General features: G+C 67.5%; 25 protein-coding genes. 7 read left to right on the plus strand and 18 right to left on the minus strand.

Annotated features, from left to right (window positions below; all coding sequences use genetic code 11):
• Positions 1-6: 6 nt before the first annotated feature.
• Complete coding sequence (locus ACRXBZ_RS03370) at positions 7-1266, minus strand: nucleotide sugar dehydrogenase (protein WP_433877733.1); 1260 nt, start codon at positions 1264-1266, stop codon at positions 7-9.
• Positions 1267-1329: 63 nt separating this feature from the next.
• On the minus strand, positions 1330-2634 hold the full coding sequence (locus ACRXBZ_RS03375) for a hypothetical protein (protein ID WP_433877734.1): 1305 nt from the start codon (positions 2632-2634) through the stop codon (positions 1330-1332).
• Between the two features lie 447 nt (positions 2635-3081).
• On the opposite strand from ACRXBZ_RS03375, the gene ACRXBZ_RS03380 reads away from it, so the two are divergent.
• A complete protein-coding gene (locus ACRXBZ_RS03380; protein WP_490885439.1) occupies positions 3082-3831 on the plus strand; it encodes a bestrophin-like domain in 750 nt (249 codons plus the stop codon).
• A 372-nt stretch (positions 3832-4203) separates the two neighbouring features.
• Here ACRXBZ_RS03380 and ACRXBZ_RS03385 read toward each other — a convergent pair whose 3' ends face one another.
• The 6 genes from ACRXBZ_RS03385 to ACRXBZ_RS03410 form a co-directional block, all read right to left on the minus strand.
• Positions 4204-4413 (minus strand): aldo/keto reductase, encoded by a 210-nt coding sequence (locus ACRXBZ_RS03385; RefSeq protein ID WP_433877736.1) that lies wholly within the window; start codon positions 4411-4413, stop codon positions 4204-4206.
• 239 nt (positions 4414-4652) lie between these two features.
• Complete coding sequence (locus tag ACRXBZ_RS03390; protein ID WP_190815155.1) at positions 4653-5255, minus strand: hypothetical protein; 603 nt, start codon at positions 5253-5255, stop codon at positions 4653-4655.
• Positions 5256-5272: 17 nt separating this feature from the next.
• Complete coding sequence (locus ACRXBZ_RS03395) at positions 5273-6088, minus strand: EndoU domain-containing protein (RefSeq protein WP_433877737.1); 816 nt, start codon at positions 6086-6088, stop codon at positions 5273-5275.
• A gap of 137 nt (positions 6089-6225) precedes the next feature.
• Entirely contained in the window at positions 6226-6447 is a 222-nt protein-coding gene (locus ACRXBZ_RS03400; RefSeq protein ID WP_223838932.1) for a nucleoside triphosphate pyrophosphohydrolase family protein, read from the minus strand.
• A 212-nt stretch (positions 6448-6659) separates the two neighbouring features.
• Complete coding sequence (locus ACRXBZ_RS03405; protein ID WP_433877738.1) at positions 6660-6872, minus strand: DUF397 domain-containing protein; 213 nt, start codon at positions 6870-6872, stop codon at positions 6660-6662.
• Between the two features lie 28 nt (positions 6873-6900).
• A complete protein-coding gene (locus tag ACRXBZ_RS03410; RefSeq protein ID WP_433877739.1) occupies positions 6901-7809 on the minus strand; it encodes a helix-turn-helix domain-containing protein in 909 nt (302 codons plus the stop codon).
• Between the two features lie 257 nt (positions 7810-8066).
• Between ACRXBZ_RS03410 and ACRXBZ_RS03415 the strand changes: the two genes are divergently transcribed.
• The 6 genes from ACRXBZ_RS03415 to ACRXBZ_RS03440 all read left to right on the plus strand — a co-directional run bounded on the left by ACRXBZ_RS03415 (position 8067) and on the right by ACRXBZ_RS03440 (position 10148).
• The gene (locus tag ACRXBZ_RS03415; RefSeq protein WP_433877740.1) at positions 8067-8297 is read left to right on the plus strand and encodes an HC3 family zinc finger protein; all 231 of its coding nucleotides are present in this window, start codon (positions 8067-8069) and stop codon (positions 8295-8297) included.
• Entirely contained in the window at positions 8294-8506 is a 213-nt protein-coding gene (locus ACRXBZ_RS03420; protein ID WP_433877741.1) for a hypothetical protein, read from the plus strand. The genes ACRXBZ_RS03415 and ACRXBZ_RS03420 overlap by 4 nt, the downstream gene beginning before the upstream one ends.
• Positions 8503-8769: a hypothetical protein gene (locus tag ACRXBZ_RS03425; RefSeq protein WP_433877742.1), complete on the plus strand. Its 267-nt coding sequence runs from the start codon at positions 8503-8505 to the stop codon at positions 8767-8769. The genes ACRXBZ_RS03420 and ACRXBZ_RS03425 overlap by 4 nt, the downstream gene beginning before the upstream one ends.
• 309 nt (positions 8770-9078) lie before the next feature.
• Positions 9079-9603 (plus strand): hypothetical protein, encoded by a 525-nt coding sequence (locus ACRXBZ_RS03430; protein ID WP_433877743.1) that lies wholly within the window; start codon positions 9079-9081, stop codon positions 9601-9603.
• 6 nt (positions 9604-9609) lie between these two features.
• On the plus strand, positions 9610-9855 hold the full coding sequence (locus ACRXBZ_RS03435) for a hypothetical protein (protein WP_433877744.1): 246 nt from the start codon (positions 9610-9612) through the stop codon (positions 9853-9855).
• 104 nt (positions 9856-9959) lie between these two features.
• On the plus strand, positions 9960-10148 hold the full coding sequence (locus tag ACRXBZ_RS03440) for a hypothetical protein (protein ID WP_433877745.1): 189 nt from the start codon (positions 9960-9962) through the stop codon (positions 10146-10148).
• A gap of 247 nt (positions 10149-10395) precedes the next feature.
• Here the strand turns inward: ACRXBZ_RS03440 and ACRXBZ_RS03445 are convergent, their stop codons facing one another.
• The 10 genes from ACRXBZ_RS03445 to ACRXBZ_RS03490 form a co-directional block, all read right to left on the minus strand.
• Positions 10396-11460: an LLM class flavin-dependent oxidoreductase gene (locus tag ACRXBZ_RS03445; protein ID WP_433877746.1), complete on the minus strand. Its 1065-nt coding sequence runs from the start codon at positions 11458-11460 to the stop codon at positions 10396-10398.
• Between the two features lie 244 nt (positions 11461-11704).
• Positions 11705-12856, minus strand: coding sequence for an LLM class flavin-dependent oxidoreductase (locus ACRXBZ_RS03450; RefSeq protein WP_433877747.1), 1152 nt, complete (start codon positions 12854-12856; stop codon positions 11705-11707).
• 1 nt (position 12857) lies between these two features.
• The gene (locus ACRXBZ_RS03455) at positions 12858-13889 is read right to left on the minus strand and encodes an aldo/keto reductase (protein WP_433877748.1); all 1032 of its coding nucleotides are present in this window, start codon (positions 13887-13889) and stop codon (positions 12858-12860) included.
• A gap of 25 nt (positions 13890-13914) precedes the next feature.
• Positions 13915-14955 carry an aldo/keto reductase gene (locus ACRXBZ_RS03460; RefSeq protein ID WP_433877749.1) on the minus strand — a complete coding sequence of 347 codons (1041 nt, stop codon included), beginning with the start codon at positions 14953-14955 and terminating at the stop codon, positions 13915-13917.
• A 31-nt stretch (positions 14956-14986) separates the two neighbouring features.
• Positions 14987-16237 (minus strand): acyl-CoA dehydrogenase family protein, encoded by a 1251-nt coding sequence (locus tag ACRXBZ_RS03465; protein ID WP_433877750.1) that lies wholly within the window; start codon positions 16235-16237, stop codon positions 14987-14989.
• Positions 16234-17208: an LLM class oxidoreductase gene (locus tag ACRXBZ_RS03470; RefSeq protein ID WP_433877751.1), complete on the minus strand. Its 975-nt coding sequence runs from the start codon at positions 17206-17208 to the stop codon at positions 16234-16236. Before ACRXBZ_RS03470 ends, ACRXBZ_RS03465 begins: the two co-directional genes overlap by 4 nt.
• A complete protein-coding gene (locus tag ACRXBZ_RS03475) occupies positions 17205-18470 on the minus strand; it encodes an LLM class flavin-dependent oxidoreductase (RefSeq protein ID WP_433877752.1) in 1266 nt (421 codons plus the stop codon). The genes ACRXBZ_RS03470 and ACRXBZ_RS03475 overlap by 4 nt, the downstream gene beginning before the upstream one ends.
• A 363-nt stretch (positions 18471-18833) precedes the next feature.
• Entirely contained in the window at positions 18834-20522 is a 1689-nt protein-coding gene (locus ACRXBZ_RS03480; protein ID WP_433877753.1) for a dipeptide ABC transporter ATP-binding protein, read from the minus strand.
• Positions 20522-21403, minus strand: coding sequence for an ABC transporter permease (locus tag ACRXBZ_RS03485; RefSeq protein ID WP_433877754.1), 882 nt, complete (start codon positions 21401-21403; stop codon positions 20522-20524). Before ACRXBZ_RS03485 ends, ACRXBZ_RS03480 begins: the two co-directional genes overlap by 1 nt.
• Entirely contained in the window at positions 21400-22377 is a 978-nt protein-coding gene (locus tag ACRXBZ_RS03490) for an ABC transporter permease (RefSeq protein ID WP_433877755.1), read from the minus strand. Before ACRXBZ_RS03490 ends, ACRXBZ_RS03485 begins: the two co-directional genes overlap by 4 nt.
• Positions 22378-22385: the final 8 nt, after the last annotated feature.

Here is a 22385-nt window from a genome sequence, read left to right on the forward strand (position 1 = left end):
AGGCCGTCACAGCAGGGTCACGTTCGCGCCCGTGCTCCGTCCCCGGGTGTCCAGCAGCGCGCACCTGGATGCGGCGAGCTCTACCGGGTCATAGCAGGAGTGGTCCTGCATCAGGATCGCGATGTCCGCGGTCTGCAGCGCATCGGCCAGCTGGTCCACTTTGACCAGTGCCGCCCCGTCCACCGCGAACGACTGCACGTTGGGATCGTGGAAGCGGACATCCGCGCCTCGAGCCAGCAGGCCGCGCGCAACCGGGAACGCCGGCGACTCGCGCGTATCGGCCACATCCCGTTTGTAGGTCACGCCCAGCAGCACCACCCGCGCACCGGAAACCGGCTGTCCCTGCTCCTCGAGGAGCTTCACCACCCGGGTCACCACGTGCTCCGGGATGCGCTGGTTCACCTCGCGCGCGGCGGCGAGCACGTTGAACGAAAATCCCACGCTGTGCGCCTTGCTTTGGAGGTACAGCGGGTCGACCGGGATGCAATGGCCCCCGACCCCCGGTCCGGGATGGAACGCGGCGAAACCGAACGGTTTCGTCGCAGCGCAATGCAGGACATCCCAGACGTCAATGCCCATCTGGTCGCAGAACAGCGCGACCTCGTTCACCAGCGCGATGTTCACGTAGCGGTAGGTGTTCTCCAGGATCTTGGCCATCTCGGCCTCCCGCGTGCCGCGGGACACCACGAGGGTGTCGACGAATCGGCCGTAGAACGCGACGCCGTACTTGGCGCAAAGCGGAGTAACACCGCTGATGATCTTTGGCGTGTTCTGTACACCGAACGCCGCGTTGCCCGGGTCGATTCGCTCCGGCGAGTAGGCCAGGTGGAAATCGCCACCGGCGCGCAGCCCGCTGCCCCGCTCCAGGATCGGGAGCACCACCTCCTCGGTGGTGCCCGGATATGAGGTGGATTCCAGCACCACGAGGGTGCCGGGGCGCAGGTGCCCGGAAACCGTTTGGGCCGCCGTCCGCACCGCCATCAGGTCCGGCTCACCGGTGTCCGACAGCCCCGTGGGCACGCAGAGCACGATGGTGTCGGCGTCGCCGAGCACCGAAGGATCGGTAGTCGCGGTGAATCCGCTCGCTGCCATGCCGGCGATCGCCTCGTCGGAGACGTCCCGGACGTGCGAGCGACCCGCGTTGATCTCGGCCACCACTCCGCTGTTGATGTCCAGGCCGATGACTGCTAAACCGGCTTCACACGCCCGGGCTGCCAGCGGCAACCCGACGTAACCGAGCCCAACGACGACCAGTTCTGCGGACATGCGCGACTCCTAGCTACTCGTCTTGTTCAACAAGCCGAACCGATGCGAAGCTCCCGCGCGAGGTCACTTGCCGGCACGGGTCGCCGAGGACAGCGCACCGACGCTGACCATCATCACCAGCACACCGAGGATTGCGATGAAACCCGCTACCTTCTCGGGCGATTCCCGCATGACACTGGGTTCGGTTTGCTCGTAGCGCGGCGCCGGAGACTCATCGAGTGGCGAAGCAGGCGCGGCGCCAGGGGGCGTGACGGGCGATGCGGCGGGCACCACCGCATGCGTGGTGGCTCGCACCAGATGTGCGGATTCCGCCACCTCACCCCCGGTCAACGGTCTCCCGACAACCGTGAGGTCGACCGACTCCCCGAGGCTCGCCCGGCAGCGGTAGGAAAAAATCTCCCCCGGCTCCAGGCGTTCGACCTCGCGCCGGCAAGAAGCCGGCCGCCCGGTCACCACGACGTCGACCAGTGGTACCGATGAAGATATGTTCTGCACCGTGACCGGAACCTCGGCCGCATCCGTGCCCGGGATGCGCTCTATCTGCCCGATGTCCAGCGACACCGCCGCTTGCGGCGGGGGAAGCAGCTGAACCGGCCCGATCGCCTCCGCATGAACCGGCCAGCCCCCGAGGCTCCAGCCGCGCGCCTCCGCGGCCACCTGGCCGTGTAAGGGCGTTTTACCCGGGCAGGAAACCGCGCGCTGCTTTCCGGGATCGAGCCGGCCGATCGGGATGGGGCACGGTCCGGAATCGAGATCGGCCACCACACCGACCAATGGCATATCACCAGTGTTGGTGATCACGGCGGTCTGGCTTAGCCGGTCACCAGGGAGGCCTTCCGCTGGAGTCGCCTCTGTGCGGATATCGATGGCAGGCTTCCCGGTGGTCCACATGACGTGCAGCGTCCAACCGACGCCGCAGGAAGCCCCAGGCCCCTGCCAGGAGCCGTCGAAAGCGATCGTGCTCCCATCGGCAGCGAGCATGCCGGGCAGACGTTCGGTCACGTTCGCGTGTGCGATGTCGCCATGCGGACCCCCGGTAATGCGTTCGGCCACCACCCGCTCCGAACCGATCGGAAGCGCCGGCACGACCGGCTCCAGCTCCCCGATGCCGGAAAGCAGACAGTCCTTCGGCTTGCCGGTCGACTGCAGTCCGGTCCACTGGAGTTCCGCATCGACAACCCGCTTTCCACGCGGGATTTCCAGCTTGGCCACCGACGGAGCACCGGGAGGCGAGACGCCGGTGACCGTCGTGGACCCCGCGCCGGGGTCATCCGGCTCGACCCGCGCGGCCCCGGGGAAGTACGCGGAGCAGAGCAGCGGCGCCAGCAACACCAGCGCGAACACGAGCAACCAGGATGGCCTTGACACACGCCGTTTCCGCACAGCATCTCACCGCCCTTCGTGTGTTTGCTCGGGAGAAGTTCCCACACCTGCTGGCCGAATCCAACCCGGCGACGACGTCCGCCTGGGTTTTCACATCAACCCGACTGGACCGTAGCAGGGACGAGACGGGTGCCTGTAGGGCATTTCCAAATGTCCATCATGGACTCCACGGCCACATGTTCAGGCATTACCCGAGACCACACGGCGCCAAGAAGCGGTTGCGGATGCGCAGTAACCGTTCCCGACGACCGTTCAAGATCACCCTATCGTGTGAAGTTGCCGGCACTAGTCACAAGACGGGTTTCACGTCAATCCGCAGCAGGTAATGTTTTTCGAAGGTCGAGTGGTTCCGCTCCACATCCGCTCCCATTCTTGTCCTGTCAGGCAACCAAGAACGGACGTTCCGTGCTTCTCCTCACCCTGCTGGCTTTGGTGCTGTTGCCCCTGTTCGTCGTCGGGTTCACCGTGCTCAACGCCCGCCGCAAGACCGCAGCCTCCGGTGAGGCGGACTCGGACTCGCAATCGTTCGCCGGCGGCGTGCTGAACGCCTTGTTCACCGTTGTACTGGCGTTTTACATCGTGTTCGCCTGGCAGAACGGCGACGACATCAGCAAGGCCTCAGACCAAGAGGCGAACGCGCTCATCGACACGCACTGGCAGGTCAGCAGGGCGCCCGAGCCACACGCAACCACCATCCAGGCCCTGACCGCCCAGTACGCAGCGCGGGTCGCCGACCACGAATGGTCCGCACTGGACCGGGGCGAGACCGACCCCGAGACCGACCGGTTGCTGAACTCGCTACGTGCCGAGGTGCTCGCGCTCCCTGCGGACACCGAGACGCTCAAGACGGCGCGGGAACAGTCGATGCAGAACGTCCGGCAGATCGACGAAGGGCATCGCCAGCGGGTCGACGTGGCCACCGATGACCAGAATTTCAACATCATGCTGCTAATGGCCAGCATCCTCGGCGGCGTGCTGATGATCGCATTCCCGCTGATCACCGGGCTTAGCATGCGGCCGGCCAACGTCGTGACGATGGTACTGCTGACATTGACCATCGGCTTCACCATCTTCATTTCGATCGAGCTGCTGCACCCGCTGCACGGACCGTTCGGCGTCTCCCCCGACGCCTTCAAAGCGGCGCTGGACACGTTCGCCACCCACACAAGCACAGGGGCCTGACGCACCCGTCAGGTTCGCGGACCGTTCATCCGCCACACGCAGTTGGCCGTGAACCCGGCGGCGATCGAATCCGGCAGCGCACTCGGCAACGGCGTGGCGATGTAGCTACCCCACGGCGTTCACACAGCGGCCGGTGCGTGCCGTCGCGGTCCGGATCAGGAACCGCGCCCGGCGGCCGGTGCCCTCAAGATCCACGACGAGATACTTTGCTGCTTGTGCACCCATGCCGAACCCGACACCCACGGAAGCAGCAAAAAGCCCATCTATCGCCATTTCGGCGATCTTCCCACGAGAATGCCGGTGCCCGTCGGGTCGTGAGTGCTGATACCGGTTCTTACCGGTCTTGATTCCGATGAGTTGTGTTCTCGTCGATCAGGGTGTCATCAGGGCCAGTTCTTCCTCCGTCAGCGGCGGGAATTCGAGCGCCTTGAAGTTGTGGTCCAGCTGCCGCACCGAGCTGGCCCCGATGAGCGCCGAGGTCACCTGCGGCTGCCGCAGCACCCACTGCAGCGCCAGCTGCGCCAGGGACTCGGAATGCCCTCGAGGTACTTGTCCGTCAGCACCAAGGCGACGAGCCCGCACGAGAGCCACGCCGGTACGGCACTACAACCTGCGCCGAACCCACCGGCCGCTTACCGTTCGGCGGTATCTATTTGTGCTGCTAAGGGCTTTGGCCCTGCGTTCCTGCTACCCGGCCGCTACGCACAAGATCACAAACATGGACGCCCCGATCAGCGAGAACCCCAGCGCAGGGGTCGCGCCGGGGGTTCTGCTGCGGAGGATAACGACGTGGGCGGACGCCGAACGGGCTCAAGGCCCGCTCAAGGCCGGTTGGTGAGGTTCAGCGACGCAAGCGTGTTCTCGCGGTCGCGGATGTATGCGAGATCGGCAACCGCTGCCGGGCGGAACCAGTTCAGCAACTCGGCCAGAGCCCGCTGTTCATGCGGCGTCACCGAGATCTCATCCTTGACCAGGCTGGCGCAGAGATTGTTGAGCATGATCGCTTGCTCTCCAACGAAGCTCAGGGTGCGGTTGCTTTCGAGATCGTGTGGTGACAGCCGGCCTGCGAAGCGCTCAAGCAGCTGCTGAGATTTAGTGTTGAGCCAGTTCTGGTCGGCGTTGGTGACCACTCGTGGTTGATCGGCAACCTGGAGCGAAGCCAATGTCTGATCGCGGTTGTTGATGTAGTCGTAGTCGCTGGCGTCGGCTGGCACCATGCCGAGGAGCTGGGTCAACGTGTCTTTCTCCGCCGGTGTCACTTCGGTGTGGCGGTTGACCAGCATCTTGCAGATCTCGTTGAGCAACAAGATCGACTCGCCCGCTTCGCCCAGCGCCCGGTACGAGGGCAGCCGACGCTTCGGGAGCCGGTCGGCGAGTTGTTCCAGCAGCTCGCGTGCACCCTCGTTCAGCTTGGCAGCATCCATCGTCGTCCTGTCTCCGCTCACTTGCTTGAGGATACCGGGTGCGGATTGCCAAACTCGTCGTTTTGCATAACGCCCTTTCCACGAACCGGGTAGCCGGTTTGGACTTGTCCGCCGGGAGTCACGTAACCCTCAATCTCCACACCGTCCCTGGTTCCGTTGAACTTGTAGTTCCCGCTTTTTTCCAGGGTGGGCGGGCTGTCCGGGTTCTTTGCGACATCTTCAACCGTGTCGATGATCTTGTCGTCATCCCAGGCTTCGGGAAACTCGGTTTTCCCGGGGTTTCCTGTTCCTGCGACGTGACCACCTTTCCCGTCGCCTTCGCCGTCGAGGATGTGGATTTGTTTGAGGTCCGGGGTATGGATGTCTGCCGGGTTCGGCTTCTCGCCTTCGACGTTATCCCAGGCAGTGGGTTCGGCGGTCTGCTCGACGCTCCGCTGGCGTGCGGCGTCGCCGTTGGGGGTGAACCAGCGGCCGTGTGTCGTCTCTCGCTGCGGTGGCCGTGGAAGCGATGATCGCGTTCTGCCGTCAGGTCGGGCGGCCGACTCTCGCGACGGGGTACTTGGTGCTCGGCTCGTCGCAACGCGCGGCTGGTATTGCTTGATCTGTTCGGTACAGCGACGCAGGACCTCCTGGGCGTGGGTGAGTTGGTCACCACTTTCCTGTTGGTACACAAGGGCTTGTTGCGCCTCGCCGTCGTTGGTGCCGTCGAGCACCGAGAGACCGGTGCCGCCCTCCTCCAGGGCGGCCTGCGCAGTGCTGAGCTGTTCTGTTGCTTCGGAGAGCTTGCCCAGCACGAAGCTCAGTGCCTTGTCTACGTCCTCTACGGCAGACATGAACGTGATCGTGCCCGAGACCCCCGACGCCGACGCGCTCCTTTATACCCAGACCCGCGTTTCGTTGCGGAGTCCCTTGTTCCGTAGCGCTTCGTCGAGGTCGATGTTCTGTTGGTTGGCGATTGCGCACACGTAGATCAGGATGTCCCCAGTTCTTCGTCGACGGTCCCGGTGATCGACGTGTGGTCGATCGGGAGGTTTTCCGTTTTGCGGATGGCCTTGAACAGCTCGCCGAACTCTTCTCCGAGCTTGAGGGACTGCTCCAGCACAGTGCTGTCGGAGAACCCACGCTCATCCTCCATCTTCGCTACGTAGCACTGGAGGTCAGCGAGAGTCGCGCCCACTGGCAACGGATCCATCCTGATGGTCCTCCCGTGCTCGACGGGATGAGGCACTGTAGCGGGACGGCTACCGGCCACTACAGCAGGGCCAGCTGGTCATCTACGGCCCGATGTGGGTTTCTAGACCAGCCCAGCCGGAGCGCTTCACATGATCGACAAGTAGGTCCGGTCACCGCACAGAAGCGCCCCCAGCCTCCAAGCAGAGACAGGGGGCGCGCTGCGTGGCCGAGTCAGTCGAGCTCGCCGGACTTCACCCGGTCTAGGAACGCGGTGAAGACGTTCCCGCTGAACTCCAGCACCGGCCTATTCGGGTCGGCCACCTGCTTGGTGTCTCGGACGGCCCGGCCCGTGTCGGCGAAGCCAACTTCGACGCAGTTGCCGCCGTTCTCATTGGAACGCGTCGACTTCCGCCACGCGCTGTAGCTGTTCCTCATGTCGGGCATCTCATGTGCCCCTTCCGTGTTTCGCTCTTCACAGGGGTTTGAGCGCATCGCCCAGCATCCCGCACGAGTCGTCGAGACTCAACGAGAGCCGTTCGAGAACCTCGACGGTGACCATATAGCGGTCGATGTCGCCCGGATCTTCCTGGTAGACCGCGCCCCGTTGGTTCTCCAGGTAGACGAAGGCTGGCGTGTCCTCCTCGGGGAACTGCATCATCACGAAGCTGCCTGACATGGCAGGGTGTGGGCCAGCCGAAAAGGGCACAATCCGCAGCGTGACGTGATCGAGCTTGGATGACTCGATTAGGTGCTCTACCTGGCGTCGCCACGTTGCAGAGTCGCCAGCGGGGCGTCGGATCACCGACTCGTTGATGTAGAAGTGGAGACGCGGCGGTTGGCCACCGTCGAGCCGCTCTTGACGTTCGCGGCGTAGACGCACCTGTCGTTCGATCTCGTCCTCGTTCATGTCAGGCCGGTTGGCCTTCATGAGCTCCCGGACATAGTCCGACGTTTGCAGGAGTCCCGGAACGTATTCGGCCTCGTAGTTCCACAAGTCGAGCGAGTCCGCTTCGAGCCCGACGAACTGCCGGAACCATTCGGGCACCGTATCTCGGTAGGCAGTCCACCACCCGCGTTCGTTGGATTCCTTGACCAGCTTCAAAAGGTAGTCGAGCTTCGCGGCATCGATGTCATAGAGCTGGCCAAGTGCTCGAACATGAGTCGCTTTGATAGCGATCTTGGCCTTCTCGATCTTGCTGACGGCCGACTCTCCCATGACGAGCCACTCGGCGGCGTCCTTAATCGTGAGGCCAGCGCCACGCCGTAGCTCGCGCAGCATGGCGCCAAGTTGGCGTCGGCGGACGCTCGGACCTGGACGTTTCGACACGTAGACCTCCCAACGTTGATCACAGGCGTGGACAGTCTCCCACGACCAGGACATGTCCTGAAGGAATCCTCCGAATGGGTGCTTGGTACGCCTGTCCCCCAGCTCTTCTTGCCGTTAGGACATGTCCTATGGGACTCTCCTGGATAGCAGGTGATCAACAGAGAGTGCTGATCCGACTACGCCAAGGACTGTGTGTCGATGGAACGAAGCCTGATGCTGGACTCAAATGCGGGCGCATTCGCGCTCGCCGGATTCGTTTTTAGTGGTGCGTTCGTGGCTGTCGGGCTGGTGTCCACACGGGTGGTGGCGTGATGCCTCATCCGTTCCGGTGGGCGCCAGCCGATGGTCAACGGCACGCGAGTCTTGATCCGGCGCCGCATACCGGTTATCCGGCTGGTCTGGTCGTCAAGACTCTCTGCAAGCGTCAATTGCAGGTCGAGACCGGCGATATCCCGTGGTTGTGGAATACCTGCCCGGCCTGCAATGCCAAGGCGCACGAGCTCGCGCAGTGCCCAATACCGCCCGTGGCGGGTGCGCGATGAACGCTCCCGACACCCGCAGGCTTGGACAGATGATGCGCGGCGTGATCATCGCGCTGGGCGTCGCCGACGACGACCTTGAGGCCGGCCGCTACGACGCCGCCGAACGCGACCGCTTGGCGGTCTATTGCGACAACCTCTCGGCCGCACTCCGCGCCGACAGTAAGCCCGGTCGTGTGCTGATCGTCGATGCGAAGAGGGCCGACGCATGATCGCAGCCTGGTTCGCCCTCGCCTTGGTTCTCGCCGTGCTCGCCGTCCTGATGTCGGTGGCGGCCGGCGGTTACTTCGATCCCGGGAAGCACGCCGGAGCCAATGAGGGAGCCCTCACGGTGGAGTTCCTGCTTGAGCGAGCGGCGGCGGAATCGCTTTCCGGCGGCCGCCATCGCCGACACCAGGGCCCACCGGTCTACGACGCCGTGACCGGCCCGTTGTACCAGCGCCGGGGTGCGTCGCGAGGTATGGGCCGTGACTAACGCACTCCTGTGGTTCGTGACCGTGCTGACGTTCACGCTCGTCTGGGCGTTCGTGGCCGTCGATCTGGTCGACGAGTTCCGAGTTCTTCACCCCGTGTCGCGGCGCCGTGTGCGACAAGCGCGCCGCGCTGCCGAGGCGATCCGGTCCAGAGCCGTGGACCGGACTCCCGACGCCTCGCACGGGGCCTCGTCCCGCTGTCGCTGCGCCCCCGTTTGGGCAGTGGGGCGAGTCATGCCACCGGCCGGGGATTCTGTTCCTCCCGCCCCGGCCGGTGGCACCCCCACTCGCACCAGTCAGGGGTGGCGGCGATGCGGGTAGTACTCGCACGCCGCCGAACCGGCTCCCCGCTTAGCGGTCCACCGGAGGTTCACGTCTACCAGGTCGCCGATACGTCGACGACGGAACAGGCGCTCGCCGGCGAGACCGGACGTGTTCAGACCGGCACTGAAAATGGCCGGTCCATCTGGATCGCGGTGTGCGGCGATCGTCTCGCGCCGGGTGATGCCGAGCTCGTCGAAACCTACGGCGGCGCACCCTGCGCAGCGTGCTACCTCGCGCTCGCCGCCGTCAGCACCGTCGCTTCGGTTGACCGGTCCGGGGAATTCTCATCGCTGGTGACCGAGGTGCCGAGCGAGTCGGGGTTTTCGATCTCGTGGCGGGAGCGGCTCGTCCACCGCGTCACCGTCGAGTCACCCCGCCGCGAGTTCGACGGTCGGCAGGTCGTGGCCGGGTTGTGCGGCCGTCTCGGATGGGGGCCGGTCGAGAACGCTCCGGCGGGATGGCCGGTGTGCGTGGAGTGCGACGACATCGCACAGCAGCAAGAGGGGACCTAATTAGCCATGGCGGGAAAACACCGCCGGACCGGCATCATCGCGTCCGGAGTCATGTGGACCGGTGACATCAACGAGGAACCCGGCGGCAATGGTCGGGTCACGGTCGTGACCGAGCCCGAACCGGCATTACCGGTTCCCGAAGAGCACGCGGCCGGCGGCGAACGTGCCGCCGCGTTACAGACGGCCTACTCGCATGCCTCGCGCTCGCCTGACGTTCTCGCAAAGATGCTCGCCGCCCTGCACAGGATCTGACCCAGACGCGAACCTAGAGCGCCTTGCGGCCCGCTACGGTGACGTCGTGGCCGTCGTTGACTTCCGAGCGGCTGCTCGTTCGCCGTCCGTGGAGAGGTGCAGGCGTGGCTACCCGGCTCCACGATCTTCTCTTGGAAAACCGGACCGAAGAACGAGCAACCCTCACGGTGCAGCCTGCAGCCGGTCCCGCTCAGCACGCCTACGCCAACTGGGGTTGGCAGAAGGTCGCGCAAAAGCGGAACCCGCTACCTGGTTCGCCGATCTTCGACGTCCTGATCAAGGAACTCAGGTAGGGATCAGCTCGATGCCCAGAACCAGCTACCGCCGAGCGCAGCGCCCTGAAACAGTAGAAAGCGCCCCCTGCATCCGAATCGTGGATGCAGGGGGGACGCTTCAGCTGTCGCGCCAGGGGCGTAGGCGTCCACGTCGTGCGTGTAGCGCATCGCCACCTTGTGGCCCGTGCCGCTCACGGCGATGCCACGTTGCCCGCGCGGGGGCTATGTCCAAAGTGGACGTCGCTGTCGCATCCGGGGGTACGGGTCATCCGTGCAGCAGCGGTAGGAGCTGATCGCCCTGGCGCTTGATCTCCGGCAGGTAGGGGGTGTCGGAGAGCACGAAGTGGGTGATGCCGAGGCTCTGGTACTTCCGCAGCGACTTGGCCACGTCTTCGGCAGAACCGACCAGCCAGGTGGTGCCCGCACCTCCGCCGCCGAACTTGCCGGGCGTGGTGTAGAGGTTGTCGTCGAGGACCTCGCCCCGCGAGGCCAGATCAAGCAGCCGCTGCTGACCCGCGGCGGTCCGCCGGTTCGGATCGAGGAGGCCGATTCCCTTGACCTGCGCCATCTTCGCGACCTTCGCCTCGGCGTCGGCCCACGCCTGTTCGGTGGTGTCCCGCACCAATGTTGTGACCCGCAACCCGAACTCCAGCGGAGCGTGCTCGCGGCCCAGCTTCTCGCTGAGCCGCTTGAGCCGGTCGATCCGCTCGCTGATTCCGTCGAGCGGCTCGCCCCAGAAGAGCTGGACATCCGCTTCGGTAGCGGCCACCTCCTCGGCGGCTGAAGAGGCCCCGCCGAAGTAGAGCCGGGGGTGCTGGCGTTCGCCCCGGACGACCGGTCGGGGCAGCACTGTGGAGTCGGTGACGCTGAAGTGCTCGCCGCGGTAGGTGACGTTCTCCTCGGTCCACAGCTTGCGCACGATCTGGAGGAACTCCCGGGTACGGGAGTAACGGTGGGCCTGAGCGCCTTCGCTGTCGCCGTAGGCCGCCAGGTCGTCCTTGCCCGACACGATGTTCACCAGCACCCGACCGCGGGTTAGGTGGTCCAGCGTCGCGGCGGCGGCGGCGAAGTTCGCCGGACGCCAGTAACCGGGCCGGATCGCGATCAACGGCTGGAACGTCGTGGTCTGCGCGGCCAGCGCGGTGGCGACCGTGAAGGTGTCGGGTCTGCCCCATCCGGCGCCGATGAGCGCGCCGCCCCAGCCGTGTTCTTCGAGGGCTTTGGCGTGGCCGGTGAGGGTCGCCAGGCTGTTGTGTTCGTCGACGACGTCGTCGCCGCGATGGCCGGGATAGACCTGGTTCGGGATGTACCAGAGGAGTTCGAGGCTCATGGCTGAGTCCCCTGTTCTGATCGGTGGCCGGTTGTGCGAATTGCATGGGGCTCGCCCTGGAAAGCGATGCGCAGCGCGGACATCACGCCAGGGCCTTGAGCGCTGTCGGCAGTGGTCGGCTCGGCAACGGCAGCCCGAGACGCCCGCGGAGGGTGCGGTGGCCGTAGGCGTCCTGGAACAGGCCGCCCTCCGGCGTGGCGGAAGTGGCCGGGGGTCATCACCGACAGGTTGAGGTGGAATCCCTTCATGGTGTCCCTCTCGACGTGATGGCTCGGTCTGATCGCCCGGTGCGGTGGCCGGTTCCCACGAGAGGGCGGCCCGCCGGTTGCGCCGGGGACAGCGGTGCGGGTCGCCAGCCGAGCAGGGGCGCGAGTTCCCGCGCGCCGGAGGTGAGCAGGCGGACGTGTTCGTCGAAATCGGGCACCCCTGGGACGAAACTCACCAGCAGGTCGGTGATTTCGCGCAACGCGGGATCGGCGGCCAGCTCGGCGGCCAGTGCCTCCGGCGGACCGAGCAGCGCGCGGTCGCCCGTCAAGTACTCCTCGACGTCGAGGCCGGCGACGTCGCGCCGAGCGGAAAGCCAACTCTGCCAACGGCGAACGCCGGGCGTGACCAGCCGCACCGCCGCTTCGTGGTCCGGGTGCGGGTAGACGGCCCGGGAGACCTGCACCCGGGCCCGCCGGTCGGGCTCACGCCAGGCCGCGCGGTAATCCGCGATCCACCGCGCCTGCTGATGCTGCGCTTCGCGAACGGTCGTGCCGCGCCAGCCGGTCGCGCGGGAGAGCTGCAGCCCGTCGCCGGCGAGTGCGGCTGCGGCCGCCCCGGCACCGGCCCGTTGCGGGTCGCTGGTGGGGGCCTGCCACAACCGTCGCCGCACGCCGGCCGCGGGCGGGTGGAGCACCTCGCCGAGGCTGTTGAGCGCCGCACCCGCCAGCACCTCGTGCAGCCGTGCCACCGATTCGTCGAAGAGCCGGTGCCTGTCGGCCAAGTCCTTCCCGAATGCCTCCCAGGCACCCGGGAAGGGTCCCGACCCGACACCCAGCTCGAGCCGGCCGCCGCTGAGCTCATCGAGCGTCGCCGCGTCTTCGGCGACCTTGAGGGGATCCTCCAGCGGGAGTACCAGAACTCCGGTGCCCAGCGCGATCCGGCTGGTGTGCTCAGCGATCGCGGCGAGCAAGATCAGCGGCGCGGATACGTGCTCGTTGCCCTGCCGGAAGTGCCGCTGGATGACCCATCCCGAGTCGTAGCCCAGTTCCTCCGCGACCGCGAACAGCTCGATCGCTTCCCGGTACGCCCGGGCCGGCGGCTGATCACCGTCGAGGTGCAGGAGGAAGCCCAGGCGGAAGGGGCGGCCATCCTCGACACCGGCCCCGATCGTCTCAACGAGGTCGGTCATCTCAGAGCCTCAGCCCGGTACCGTGCACACCGTGCTCGTCGATCAGGGCCAGCTCTTCCTCCGTCAGCGGCGGGAATTCGAGCGCCTTGACGTTGTGGTTCAGCTGCCGCACCGAGCTGGCCCCGATCAGCGCCGAGGTCACCTGCGGCTGCCGCAGCACCCACTGCAGCGCCAGCTGCGCCAGGGACTGGCCGCGCTGCTCGGCGATCTGGTTAAGGGCGTTGGCCCGCTGCCGATAGGTGCCGTCGATGACGTCAGGTGAGAGGAACGTGCTGTTCTCCGCGCGCGCACCCGCCGGGATGCCCTCGAGGTACTTGTCCGTCAGCAGTCCCTGCGCCAACGGCGAGTAGACGACCAGGCCGAACCCTTCCTCGGCGGCCAGCTTGAGCAGCCCGTTGTGCTCCGGGCTGCGGTCGAAGATCGAGTACCGGGGCTGGTGGACCAGCAGCGGAACTCCCGACCGGCGCAGCAGGTCGGCCGCCTCGTGCGCCCGCCCGGGTGGGTAGTTGGAGATGCCGGCGTAGAGCGCCTTGCCTTGCTGCACCGCGCTGACGAGCGCACCGACGGTCTCCTCCAGCGGCGTGGTCGGGTCCGCGCGGTGGCTGTAGAAGATGTCGACGTAGTCGGTGCCCAGATCGCGCAGGCTGTGGTCGAGGGAGGCCAGCAGCGATTTGCGCGAGCCGCCCTTCTGGTAAGGGCCGGGGCCGATCGGGTTGCCGGCCTTCGTGGACAGGATCAGCTCGTCCCGGTACGGGGCCAGGTCCTTGCCCAGCACCCTCCCGAACAGCTGCTGCGCGGCGCGGTGCGGCGGGCCGTACCGATCGGCGTTGTCGAAGTGCGTGATGCCCAGGTCGAAGGCGTGCAGCACGATTTCGCGCTGGGTCTCGTAGGGGTAGTCGGTGCCGAACTTCTGCCACAGGCCGAAGGAGAACGCGGGCAGGTCAAGGCCGGAGTCGCCGGCACGCCGGTACTCGATCTTGTCGTAGCGGTCTTCGGCCGCCGCGTAAGTCTTCTCGAAAACGCCGTAGCTCATGGCTGGATTCCTTATCTGTTGCCGGTCAGCGGTTGCTCGTGCGGTCGCGGCGGAGCGCCGTCGGCTGCAGCGATGGGGTGTCGTGGCCGGTGTCCCGCTCGACGAAGTGCGTGCCGGGATCGACGATCTCGTCGATGCGGTCGAGGACGTCCGCACCGAGTTCGACGGTGGCGGCTTTGAGGTACGCCTCCAGGTGCTCCAGCGTGCGCGGGCCGATGATCACGCTGCTGACCGCCGGGTGGTTGAGCGCGAACGAAACGGCCAGCTCGACCAGTGCCAGGCCGTTGTCCTCAGCCAGCCGGGCCAGGGCGTCGGCGGCAGCCAGCTTGCGCTGGTTGCGCTCGAGGCTGATGTCGAACCGGCCGGGGACGAGGTCGGCGCGCGCGGATTCCGGCTGCTCTCCGCCGACGCGGTACTTCCCGGAAAGCCAGCCGGCGGCGAGCGGACCGTAGCTGAGCACGCCGACGCCGTACTTGCGCACGACGGGGAAGACCTCGCGCTCGGCGCTGCGAATGAGCGGGGAGTACGGCAGTTGCTCGGTGTGCGGGGCGATGAGCCCGTGCTTCTCGGCCAGCCAGTGCGCCTCGACGAGCTGGTGCGCCGGGAACACCGACGTGCCGTAGTAACGGATCTTGCCCTGCTTGATCAGGTCGTTGAGGGTCTGCAGCGTCTCCAGCAGGTCGGTGTGCGGATCCGGCCGGTGCGCCTGGTAGAGGTCGATGTGGTCGGTGCCGAGCCGGTGCAGGCTGTCCTCCACCGCACGGAGGATCCAGCGTCGGGAGTTGCCCGCGTGCTGGGGGTTGTCGCCGATCTGGCCGTGGAATTTGGTGGCCAGGAAGACATCGTCGCGGCGGCCCTTGATCGCCTTGCCCACGATCTCCTCGGACTTGCCCTGGGCGTAGACGTCGGCGGTGTCGACTGCCGTGATCCCGGCATCCAGGGCGGCCCGGATGATCCTGGTGCTCTCGCTTTCCTCCTGCCAGCGGCCGAAGTTCATGGTGCCGAGCGTCAGCGGTGTGACGAGGACGCCGGTGCGGCCGAGTGCGCGGTTGACTTCGATGGTCATCGGGTTCCTTTGGGTCGGTTTATCGGGTGGCTCAGAACAGCCCGGTTGTCGGCGGCTCCTCGCCGGTCAGGTGGTACGCGCCGGCCACTGCGGCTTTCCACTGCCGGGGGTTGTGGTTGGCGACCGTGCGGGCGTTGCGCCAGTGCCGGTCGAATCCGAGGTCGCGGTTGGTGATCGAGCCGCCGCCGACGTCGAAGAGCAGCTCGGCGGCGCGCAGCGCGGACTCGACGGCGATTACGCCGGTCTGCGCCACGGTGACCGCGGCCGCCGCGCCCGCGGCTCGCGCCTGCGGGCCGGTGAGGTCGTGCACGCCCGCCAGTGCGTCGGCGGCGAACAGCACCGCCGCGCGGGCTGCCTGTGCCCGGGCGGCGATCTCGCCCACGGTCTCGCGCACGTACGGGTCCTCGACGCTTTTGTCGGCTGTGCTGTGCTTGATCGGTCGCGCTTTCTCGCGGGCGAACCAGATGGCGTCGTCCAGCGCAGCGGCGGCGATGCCCGCTTCCACGGCCGCCAGGTAGAGCTGGGCGAAGGATCCCAGCCACGGGTTGTCGAACCGGGTGTTGTCGCGGACCTCGACTTCGTCCGCGTCGACTCGCACGTTCACCAGCCGCGTGGTGCCGCTCGCGGTGAGCCGCTGACCGACGGCGTCGAAGTCGTCGAGCCGCTGCACGCCCTCGCGATCCACCGGCACCGTGAAGCCCAGCACCGTCCCGTTCTCGTCGTGGGCCGAGCCCGAGAACCACGAGGCGTAGAGCCCACCGGTCGAGTAGTACTTCTCCCCGTTGATGACGTACCCGTCGCCGGCGCGCCGGATGGTGGTGTTGACCGTTCCACTGGCCCCGCCGGTGCGCTCGTTGGCGGTGCCGGCGAAGAGGTCGCCGTTGCGCAGCCGCTGCAGCGTCACCGCCCGGTTCGGCAGATCGCGCAGGGTCGCCACCCGGTTGGCGACGAGGTAGCTGTTTCGCAACGCCTGCGCCACGTTGGAGTCGGCCCTGGCGATGGCCATCACCAGGTCGGTGACGTCCCGCAGCGAGCCGCCGGCACCGCCGTCCTCCGCCGCGATGCCGACCAAGGTGATCCGCTGCTCGGCCAGTGCCCGGACGTCTTCGAAGGCGTACTCGCGGGCTCGTTCCCGCACGCCGGCGCAGGCTCCGATGCGCTGCAGGATCGGGGAAACCGCGGTGCGGATGCCTTCGACTGTGAACCGGCTGGGGGTGGGAAGCCGCGCAGCACGGGGCTCGGTCGCAGTGGCGCGTTCTGTGTCGACCAGTTCGGCACTCACCTCAGCGCCTCCGCGACCTCGCGCAGGCCGAACGCGGTCCGCAAGGTCGGTGGGAACGAGTCGGCAGCGGCGTCCGCGAGCTGCGGGACCAACCCCCGCAGCACGGTCACCACGTCCTCGGCGCCACCCGCGGGTACCAGTTCGAAACCGTCCAGCCGGTGCACGTCGGCCCAGGCACGGAGCTCATGGCCGACGGCTGCGGCGGCAGCCGGTTCGTCCGCGGCGACCTCGACGCGGCCGAGCAGCGCGACGTCCTCCCGGGAACGGCCGGCTCGCCGCAACGCCACCGTGAGCGCGGCGTCGGCACCGGCGGCACGCTCACGGTCGGCCACGACGACATCCGCTGATCGCGCCACCGCGGTCGGGTCGAGGTCCCCGAGATCTGCCACGAGAACGGGGCGTCCTTGAGCCGACGAGGGGCCGTCCAGGGGGCCTGCGACGCGGTAGAAGGCGGCTTCGTGGTTGATCGGTTCGATGAGCGCATCGTCGGCGACGAGGCCCGACTTCTGGTCACCGATCAGCGCCGCGCGCGGGAAGGACTCCCACAGCCGGGTCAGCACCAAGGCGTACTCCGCCCAGCGCTGGGCGGCATCGGTCGCGCTGGGGGCCGCAACGGTTGCCTCGCTCACCTCGTCGCCGCCGCCCGCGCGCAGGGCGACACCGGTTCGGCCACCGGCGGCCCGGTCCAGGGAGAGCACCCGGCGCGCGGCGTTGTAGGGCGCGTTGTGGGTCGTCGGGACCTCGGCGACGAAACCGACGCCGCCGTGGATGCCGGCGAGGTAGGCGCCTACGACGGTCGGGTCGAGCGTGCGGCCCGCTCCGCCGTCGACGAGCCGGATCGCTGCGACCCCGACTTCTGCGGCCACCGCCGCGATGGCGGCGGCTTCGGCGAGCGAGACCGGCGACGCGCCGTCGACCGGCCGGCCGGTCGCCTCGCCGACCGCGAGGGTGAGCTGGATCGCCTTGCTCATGCGGAGATCACCTGTCCTTCCTGGTACGGGTCGAGAAGATGGCGCTCGTGGGCCGCGGCGGGCACTGCGGGAAGACCGAGCCCGAGGTGCTCGCGCAGGGTCGTCCCGTCGTATTCGGTCCGGAACAGGCCTCGCTTCTGCAGCTCGGGAATCACGTGATCGGCGAAGTCGTCGAAGCCCGATGGCAGCACGTCGGGCATCACGTTGAAGCCGTCGGCCGCACCGGCGCGGAACCACGTTTCGATGTCGTCGGCGATCTGCTCCGGCGTCCCCACGACAATCCGGTGGCCACCGCCGCCGGAGAGCTTCTTCAGCAGCCGGCCGAGCGTCGGTCGTTCCCTCTCGATGATTTCCTTGACAACGCGGTAGAAGCTCTGCGAACCACCGGCCTCGTCGGGGTGGACGAGCAGCTCGGCCGGGATCGGTTCGTCGTCGCGCAGTCCGTCGAGGGAGATCCCGAGCTGGCCGGCCAACCGGTTTCGGGCGTAGGCGTCGGGGAGGATGTCGTCCAACAGCTCCCGCCGGGCCTTGGCCTCCGTCTCGGTGCTGCCCACGACGGTGGAAAGCCCCGGCAGCACCACGATTTCCTCGGGGCTGCGCCCGAACTCGGCTGCACCGTTGCGGATCTCGGTGCGGAACGCCCGGGCGTGGTCGAGGTCCTGATCGGCGGAGAAGATCACCTCGGCGACGCGGGAGGCCAGCCGCCGCCCGTCGCTGGAACCACCGGCCTGCACGACGACCGGCCGGCCTTGCGGGGAGGCGAATTGGGTCCTCGCCGCCCAGTCGGCGATGACCCGCTCGGTGAACTCGGCGGCGCGGCGGTAGCGCGAAGCGTGCTCGGGCTCGCTGGTGCGGCCGAAGTTGCGCGCCGCCACCGATCCCGCCGTGGTCACCACGTTCCAGCCGATGCGGCCGCCGCTGACGTGGTCGAGGTCGCCGAGCCGGCGCGCCAGTTCGGCGGGGTCGTTGTACGACGACGACAGCGTCCCGATCAGACCGATCCGCTCGGTCTGGGCTGCGATGCGCGCCAGAACCGTGGTGGGCTCCAGGTTGTTGCCGGTGCGGTGCTTGATACTCGGGTCGAGCAATGGGCTGTCCGCCAGGAAGACCGCGTCGAGTCTGGCTTCCTCGGCCTTCTTCGCGATCGAGGTGTAGTGCTCGATCCGGTAGCTCGCGGTGCCGTCGGTGTTCGGGAATCGCCATGACCCGCCGAAGACTCCCGCGTTGAGGATGTTGACGTTGATGTGCAGTTGACGTGACACGCTTTTCCTTGGGAGTGGTTTCAGGACGGCTTGCTTAGCGGTGCCGGTAGCGGGACCTCAGACCGCCCGGACGGTGGGAGCCCCTCCTTATGTATGTCCAGGGGCTGTCCTCGCCAGGCGACGTCTGAGAACCCGCGGCGGTGCAGGCTGAGTCCCACGCCGCAGAAGAGCCCGATTTCGCGCGAAATCGCCAACCGCCACGCCTGCAAGGTGGCGATTTCGCGAGAAATTGACCGTCACCCGGGTGAACGCCAATTTCTCGCGAAATTGCGCCGTCCACGAGGCTTCGCCGCCTCGACGGCCACCCACCCACGACGAACCTGACACCCACGGAAGCAGCAGAAGAGCCTTAATTCGGACCCTTTAGGGCACGCCGGCGGGGGCGAGCCGGGCGCCCGGGATCGCCGCCAGCAGATCCCGGGTGTACTCGTGCCGCGGCGAACGGAACACCCGCTCCACCGGGCCGGTTTCCAGCACGACACCGTCTTTCAGCACCGTGACGTCGTGCGCGATCAGGCGTACGACGCCGAGGTCGTGGGTCACGAACACGTAGCTGAGCCCGTACTCGGCCTGCAGGTCGACCAGCAGCTGCAGGATCTGCGCCTGGGCCGAGACGTCGAGCGCGCTTACCGCCTCGTCCAGGACGAGGACCTTCGGCGTGAGCGCGAGTGCCCGCGCGATCGCGACGCGCTGCCGCTGGCCTCCGGAGAGCTGGCTCGGGAGCCGGTGCAGGTAGCTCGCGTCCAGCGCCACCGCCTCCAGCAGCCCGACCACCCGGGCCGTCCGCTCCTGCTTGCGCGTCGCCAGTCCGAATGCGCGCAGCGGCTCCGCGATGATCCTGCTCACCGTGAACCGCGGGTCGAGCGAGGTGAACGGGTTCTGGAACACGAACTGCAGGTCCCGGCGGATCTCCCGCAGCTGCCCGCGGCGCAGGCCGCCCAGCACGCGATCGCCGACGCGCACCGTGCCGCTGTCCGCCGCGGTGAAGGCGGCCAGGATGCTCGCCAGCGTCGACTTGCCGGCCCCGGACTCCCCCACGATCGCGTGCGTCGTTGCCTTGCGCACCAACAGGTTTGCCGAGTCCAGCGCACTCAGCTCGCCCCGGCCCCGCAGGCGGTAGGTCTTGGTCAGCTCGCGTGCTTCCAGCACCGTCGGTGCTGCGGCGGGAACCAGCCGGGAGCCCGATGCCGGTTCAAGACGACCGAGGTGGCGCGCGGGGGCCGCGTCGAGCAACCGCCGCGTGTAGTCGTCGGTCGCGTTCTCCAGGACCTGGTGTACCGGGCCGTCTTCCACGATTTCGCCTGGCCGCATGACCAGAATCCGGTCGGAACGGTCCAGCGCGACGCCGAGGTCGTGGGTGACCAGGAGAACACCGATGCCGAGTTCCTCGCGCAGCCGCACCAGGTGGTCGAGGATGACCTTCTGGACGGTGACGTCGAGCGCGCTGGTGGGTTCGTCGGCCACGATGATCTTCGGCTTGCCGGCCAGCGCGATCGCGATGAGCGCGCGCTGCTTCATGCCGCCGCTGAGCTCGTGGGGGTATTGCTGGAACACCCGCTCGGCGTCGTTGAGGCCCGCGGTGCGCAGGCTCTCCAACGCGGCCTCCTTGTGCTGCGACGCGTTCTTCGCCGCGCGCTCGTTGAACCGGACCGCCTCGATCACCTGCTGCCCGATCTTCTTGACCGGGTTGAGCGAGGTGTTGGGGTCCTGCGGGATGAAGCCCACGTGGTTGCCCCGCACCAGTGCCATCCGCTGATCGTTCCAGCCGGTGACGTCGACGCCGGAATAGACGATGGAACCGGACCGGATCCGCGCGGAGCTCGGCAGCAGGCCGAGCGCGCCCTGGACCACGGTGGTCTTGCCCGAGCCGGACTCCCCCACCAGCGACACGAACTCGCCCGGCGCCACCCGCAGGCCGACCCCGCGGACCGCCCTGGTCCACCTGCGGTGCCCGGTGCGGTAGTCGATCGCCAGATCGGTGATCCGCAGCAGCGCCCGGTCATCCTCCGCCGCAGCGGCGGTCGCTCCAAAAGCGGTGGCAGTGTCGGCCATCAGTCGTGATCCTTCCTGAACGAGGTGCTGATCCGGTGGGTGGCGAGCACGACCACCGCCAGTGCCGCTCCCGGCAGGAGCGATATCCACGGGTAGACCGCTATGAAGTCACGTCCCTCGGCGACCAGGAGTCCCCACTCCGGCGTCGGCGGCGGCGCGCCGTAGCCGAGGAAACCGAGACCTGCCACGGCGAGGATCGAGGTGCCGATCTCCAGTGCCGCCAGCGCGAGCACCGAGCTCAGCGAATTCGGCACGATGTGCCGGAGCACCACGCCGAGCCGGCCGACACCGAGCCCGTACGCCGCGCGCACGTAATCCCGGGAGACGACGGTGAGCACCTCGGCTCGCATGACCCGCGCGAAGGAGGCGACGGACGAGATACCGACCGCGAGGGCGATGTTGTTGGTGGAGTAGCCCAGCACGGAGACGATGACCATGGCCAGCAACAGGTTCGGGATCGCGAGGAAGACGTCGACCACGCGCATGATCGCGGTGTCGGTCACGCCGCCGGCGAACCCGGCGGCCAGTCCCACAGCGGTGCCGGCACCGAACCCGATGAGCACGGCGAACAACGTGGCGGCCAGCGTGGTCCCCGCGCCGAAGACGCTGCGCGCGAAGAGGTCCCGGCCCAGTCGGTCGGTGCCGAACCAGTGTTCCGCGCTCGGCGGCGCGAAGCTGGCGCCGGGATCGCCGATGTAGGGGCTGTGGGCGGTGAACGCTCCGGGGAGCAGCGCCCAGCCGACCGCGACCAGCAGTATGATCCAGGCGAGCAGCAGTCCCGGCTTGCGGGCGATCCCACCGAGCCGGTCGAGCGCGCTGCGAGCGATGTCGGCCCACCGGCTGCCGGTGGGCGCGGTCAGGGCGTCGAATTCGACGGTCAACTGGTCCTCCTCAGGCCGCCGGACGGGCCGGTGGGCACGGCGAAGGTGGCGCGCAGCCGCGGATCCAGCAGCGGGTAGATCAGGTCCACGACCAGGTTGATCAGCGCGAAGGTGACGGCGACGAAGACGACGATTCCCTGCACCAGCGGGAGATCGAGCGTGTTGATCGCCGTCTGCGTCATTCGGCCGAGTCCCTTGCGGGCGAAGACCGTCTCGGTGATGACCGATCCCGCGACGAGGTTGCCGAAGGTGACCGCGGCGATGGTCAGCGCGGGCAGGCTGGCGTTGCGGAAGACGTCACCGACGATGACACGGCTGCGGGTGGCACCCTTCGCCCAGCTCGTCGTGACGTATCCCGAGCGGAACTCGGCGGCGAAGCAACGCACGAGGAGTTGCGCGATGGGACCGGAGACCGGGATCGCCAGCGTGATCAGCGGCAGCACCAGGCTCCGCCAGCCTTGATCCCCGAACGAGGGGAACCAGCCGAGCTTGAAGGAGAAGATCTGCAGCAGCAGGATGCCGGAGAGGAAGACCGGCACCGACACCGAGGCCGTCGGCAGCGACTCGACCAGGTTGCGCAACCACCGGTGCCGGGTCGAAGTCGCGACGAGCGCGATGGCGAACGCGATGACCAGCGCGAGCAGCAGCGCCCCGACGGCGAGCACCAGGGTGTGCGGGAGCACGTCGAGGACCACCGCGCTGACCGCCTGGCCCGACTGCACGGAGGTTCCGAAGTCGCCCCGCAGCGCGTGTCCGAGCCGGCCGAGGTATTGCAGGAGGACCGGCTCGTTGAAGCCGTAGCTGTCCGCGACCTGCGCGCGCACCTCCGGCGGCACGGAGTTGAGCTCGGTCGGGTCGAAGAGGAGATCGACCGGGTTGGCCGGCAGCACGAACAAGAGGACGAAGGTCAGGGTGAACGCCGCCCAGACCACGAATGCGGCCCGGCCGGCCTTCAGCGCAACGTAACGCAGCACGACTCTTC

It is taken from the genome of Saccharopolyspora hattusasensis (genome assembly GCF_050972075.1).
In the GTDB taxonomy this organism is placed as follows: Bacteria; Actinomycetota; Actinomycetes; order Mycobacteriales; family Pseudonocardiaceae; genus Saccharopolyspora; species Saccharopolyspora hattusasensis.

What these genes read in the sequence shown, in the direction of transcription:
- ACRXBZ_RS03370 (WP_433877733.1), bottom strand. Translation starts at nt 1,266, where the DNA reads ATGTCCGCAGAACTGGTCGTCGTTGGGCTCGGTTACGTCGGGTTGCCG.
- ACRXBZ_RS03390 (WP_190815155.1), bottom strand. Translation starts at nt 5,255, where the DNA reads ATGGATGCTGCCAAGCTGAACGAGGGTGCACGCGAGCTGCTGGAACAA.
- ACRXBZ_RS03395 (WP_433877737.1), bottom strand. Translation starts at nt 6,088, where the DNA reads ATGTCTGCCGTAGAGGACGTAGACAAGGCACTGAGCTTCGTGCTGGGC.
- ACRXBZ_RS03400 (WP_223838932.1), bottom strand. Translation starts at nt 6,447, where the DNA reads ATGGATCCGTTGCCAGTGGGCGCGACTCTCGCTGACCTCCAGTGCTAC.
- ACRXBZ_RS03405 (WP_433877738.1), bottom strand. Translation starts at nt 6,872, where the DNA reads ATGCCCGACATGAGGAACAGCTACAGCGCGTGGCGGAAGTCGACGCGT.
- ACRXBZ_RS03410 (WP_433877739.1), bottom strand. Translation starts at nt 7,809, where the DNA reads ATGTCCTGGTCGTGGGAGACTGTCCACGCCTGTGATCAACGTTGGGAG.
- ACRXBZ_RS03415 (WP_433877740.1), top strand. Translation starts at nt 8,067, where the DNA reads ATGCCTCATCCGTTCCGGTGGGCGCCAGCCGATGGTCAACGGCACGCG.
- ACRXBZ_RS03420 (WP_433877741.1), top strand. Translation starts at nt 8,294, where the DNA reads ATGAACGCTCCCGACACCCGCAGGCTTGGACAGATGATGCGCGGCGTG.
- ACRXBZ_RS03425 (WP_433877742.1), top strand. Translation starts at nt 8,503, where the DNA reads ATGATCGCAGCCTGGTTCGCCCTCGCCTTGGTTCTCGCCGTGCTCGCC.
- ACRXBZ_RS03430 (WP_433877743.1), top strand. Translation starts at nt 9,079, where the DNA reads ATGCGGGTAGTACTCGCACGCCGCCGAACCGGCTCCCCGCTTAGCGGT.
- ACRXBZ_RS03435 (WP_433877744.1), top strand. Translation starts at nt 9,610, where the DNA reads ATGGCGGGAAAACACCGCCGGACCGGCATCATCGCGTCCGGAGTCATG.
- ACRXBZ_RS03445 (WP_433877746.1), bottom strand. Translation starts at nt 11,460, where the DNA reads ATGAGCCTCGAACTCCTCTGGTACATCCCGAACCAGGTCTATCCCGGC.
- ACRXBZ_RS03450 (WP_433877747.1), bottom strand. Translation starts at nt 12,856, where the DNA reads ATGACCGACCTCGTTGAGACGATCGGGGCCGGTGTCGAGGATGGCCGC.
- ACRXBZ_RS03455 (WP_433877748.1), bottom strand. Translation starts at nt 13,889, where the DNA reads ATGAGCTACGGCGTTTTCGAGAAGACTTACGCGGCGGCCGAAGACCGC.
- ACRXBZ_RS03460 (WP_433877749.1), bottom strand. Translation starts at nt 14,955, where the DNA reads ATGACCATCGAAGTCAACCGCGCACTCGGCCGCACCGGCGTCCTCGTC.
- ACRXBZ_RS03470 (WP_433877751.1), bottom strand. Translation starts at nt 17,208, where the DNA reads ATGAGCAAGGCGATCCAGCTCACCCTCGCGGTCGGCGAGGCGACCGGC.
- ACRXBZ_RS03480 (WP_433877753.1), bottom strand. Translation starts at nt 20,522, where the DNA reads ATGGCCGACACTGCCACCGCTTTTGGAGCGACCGCCGCTGCGGCGGAG.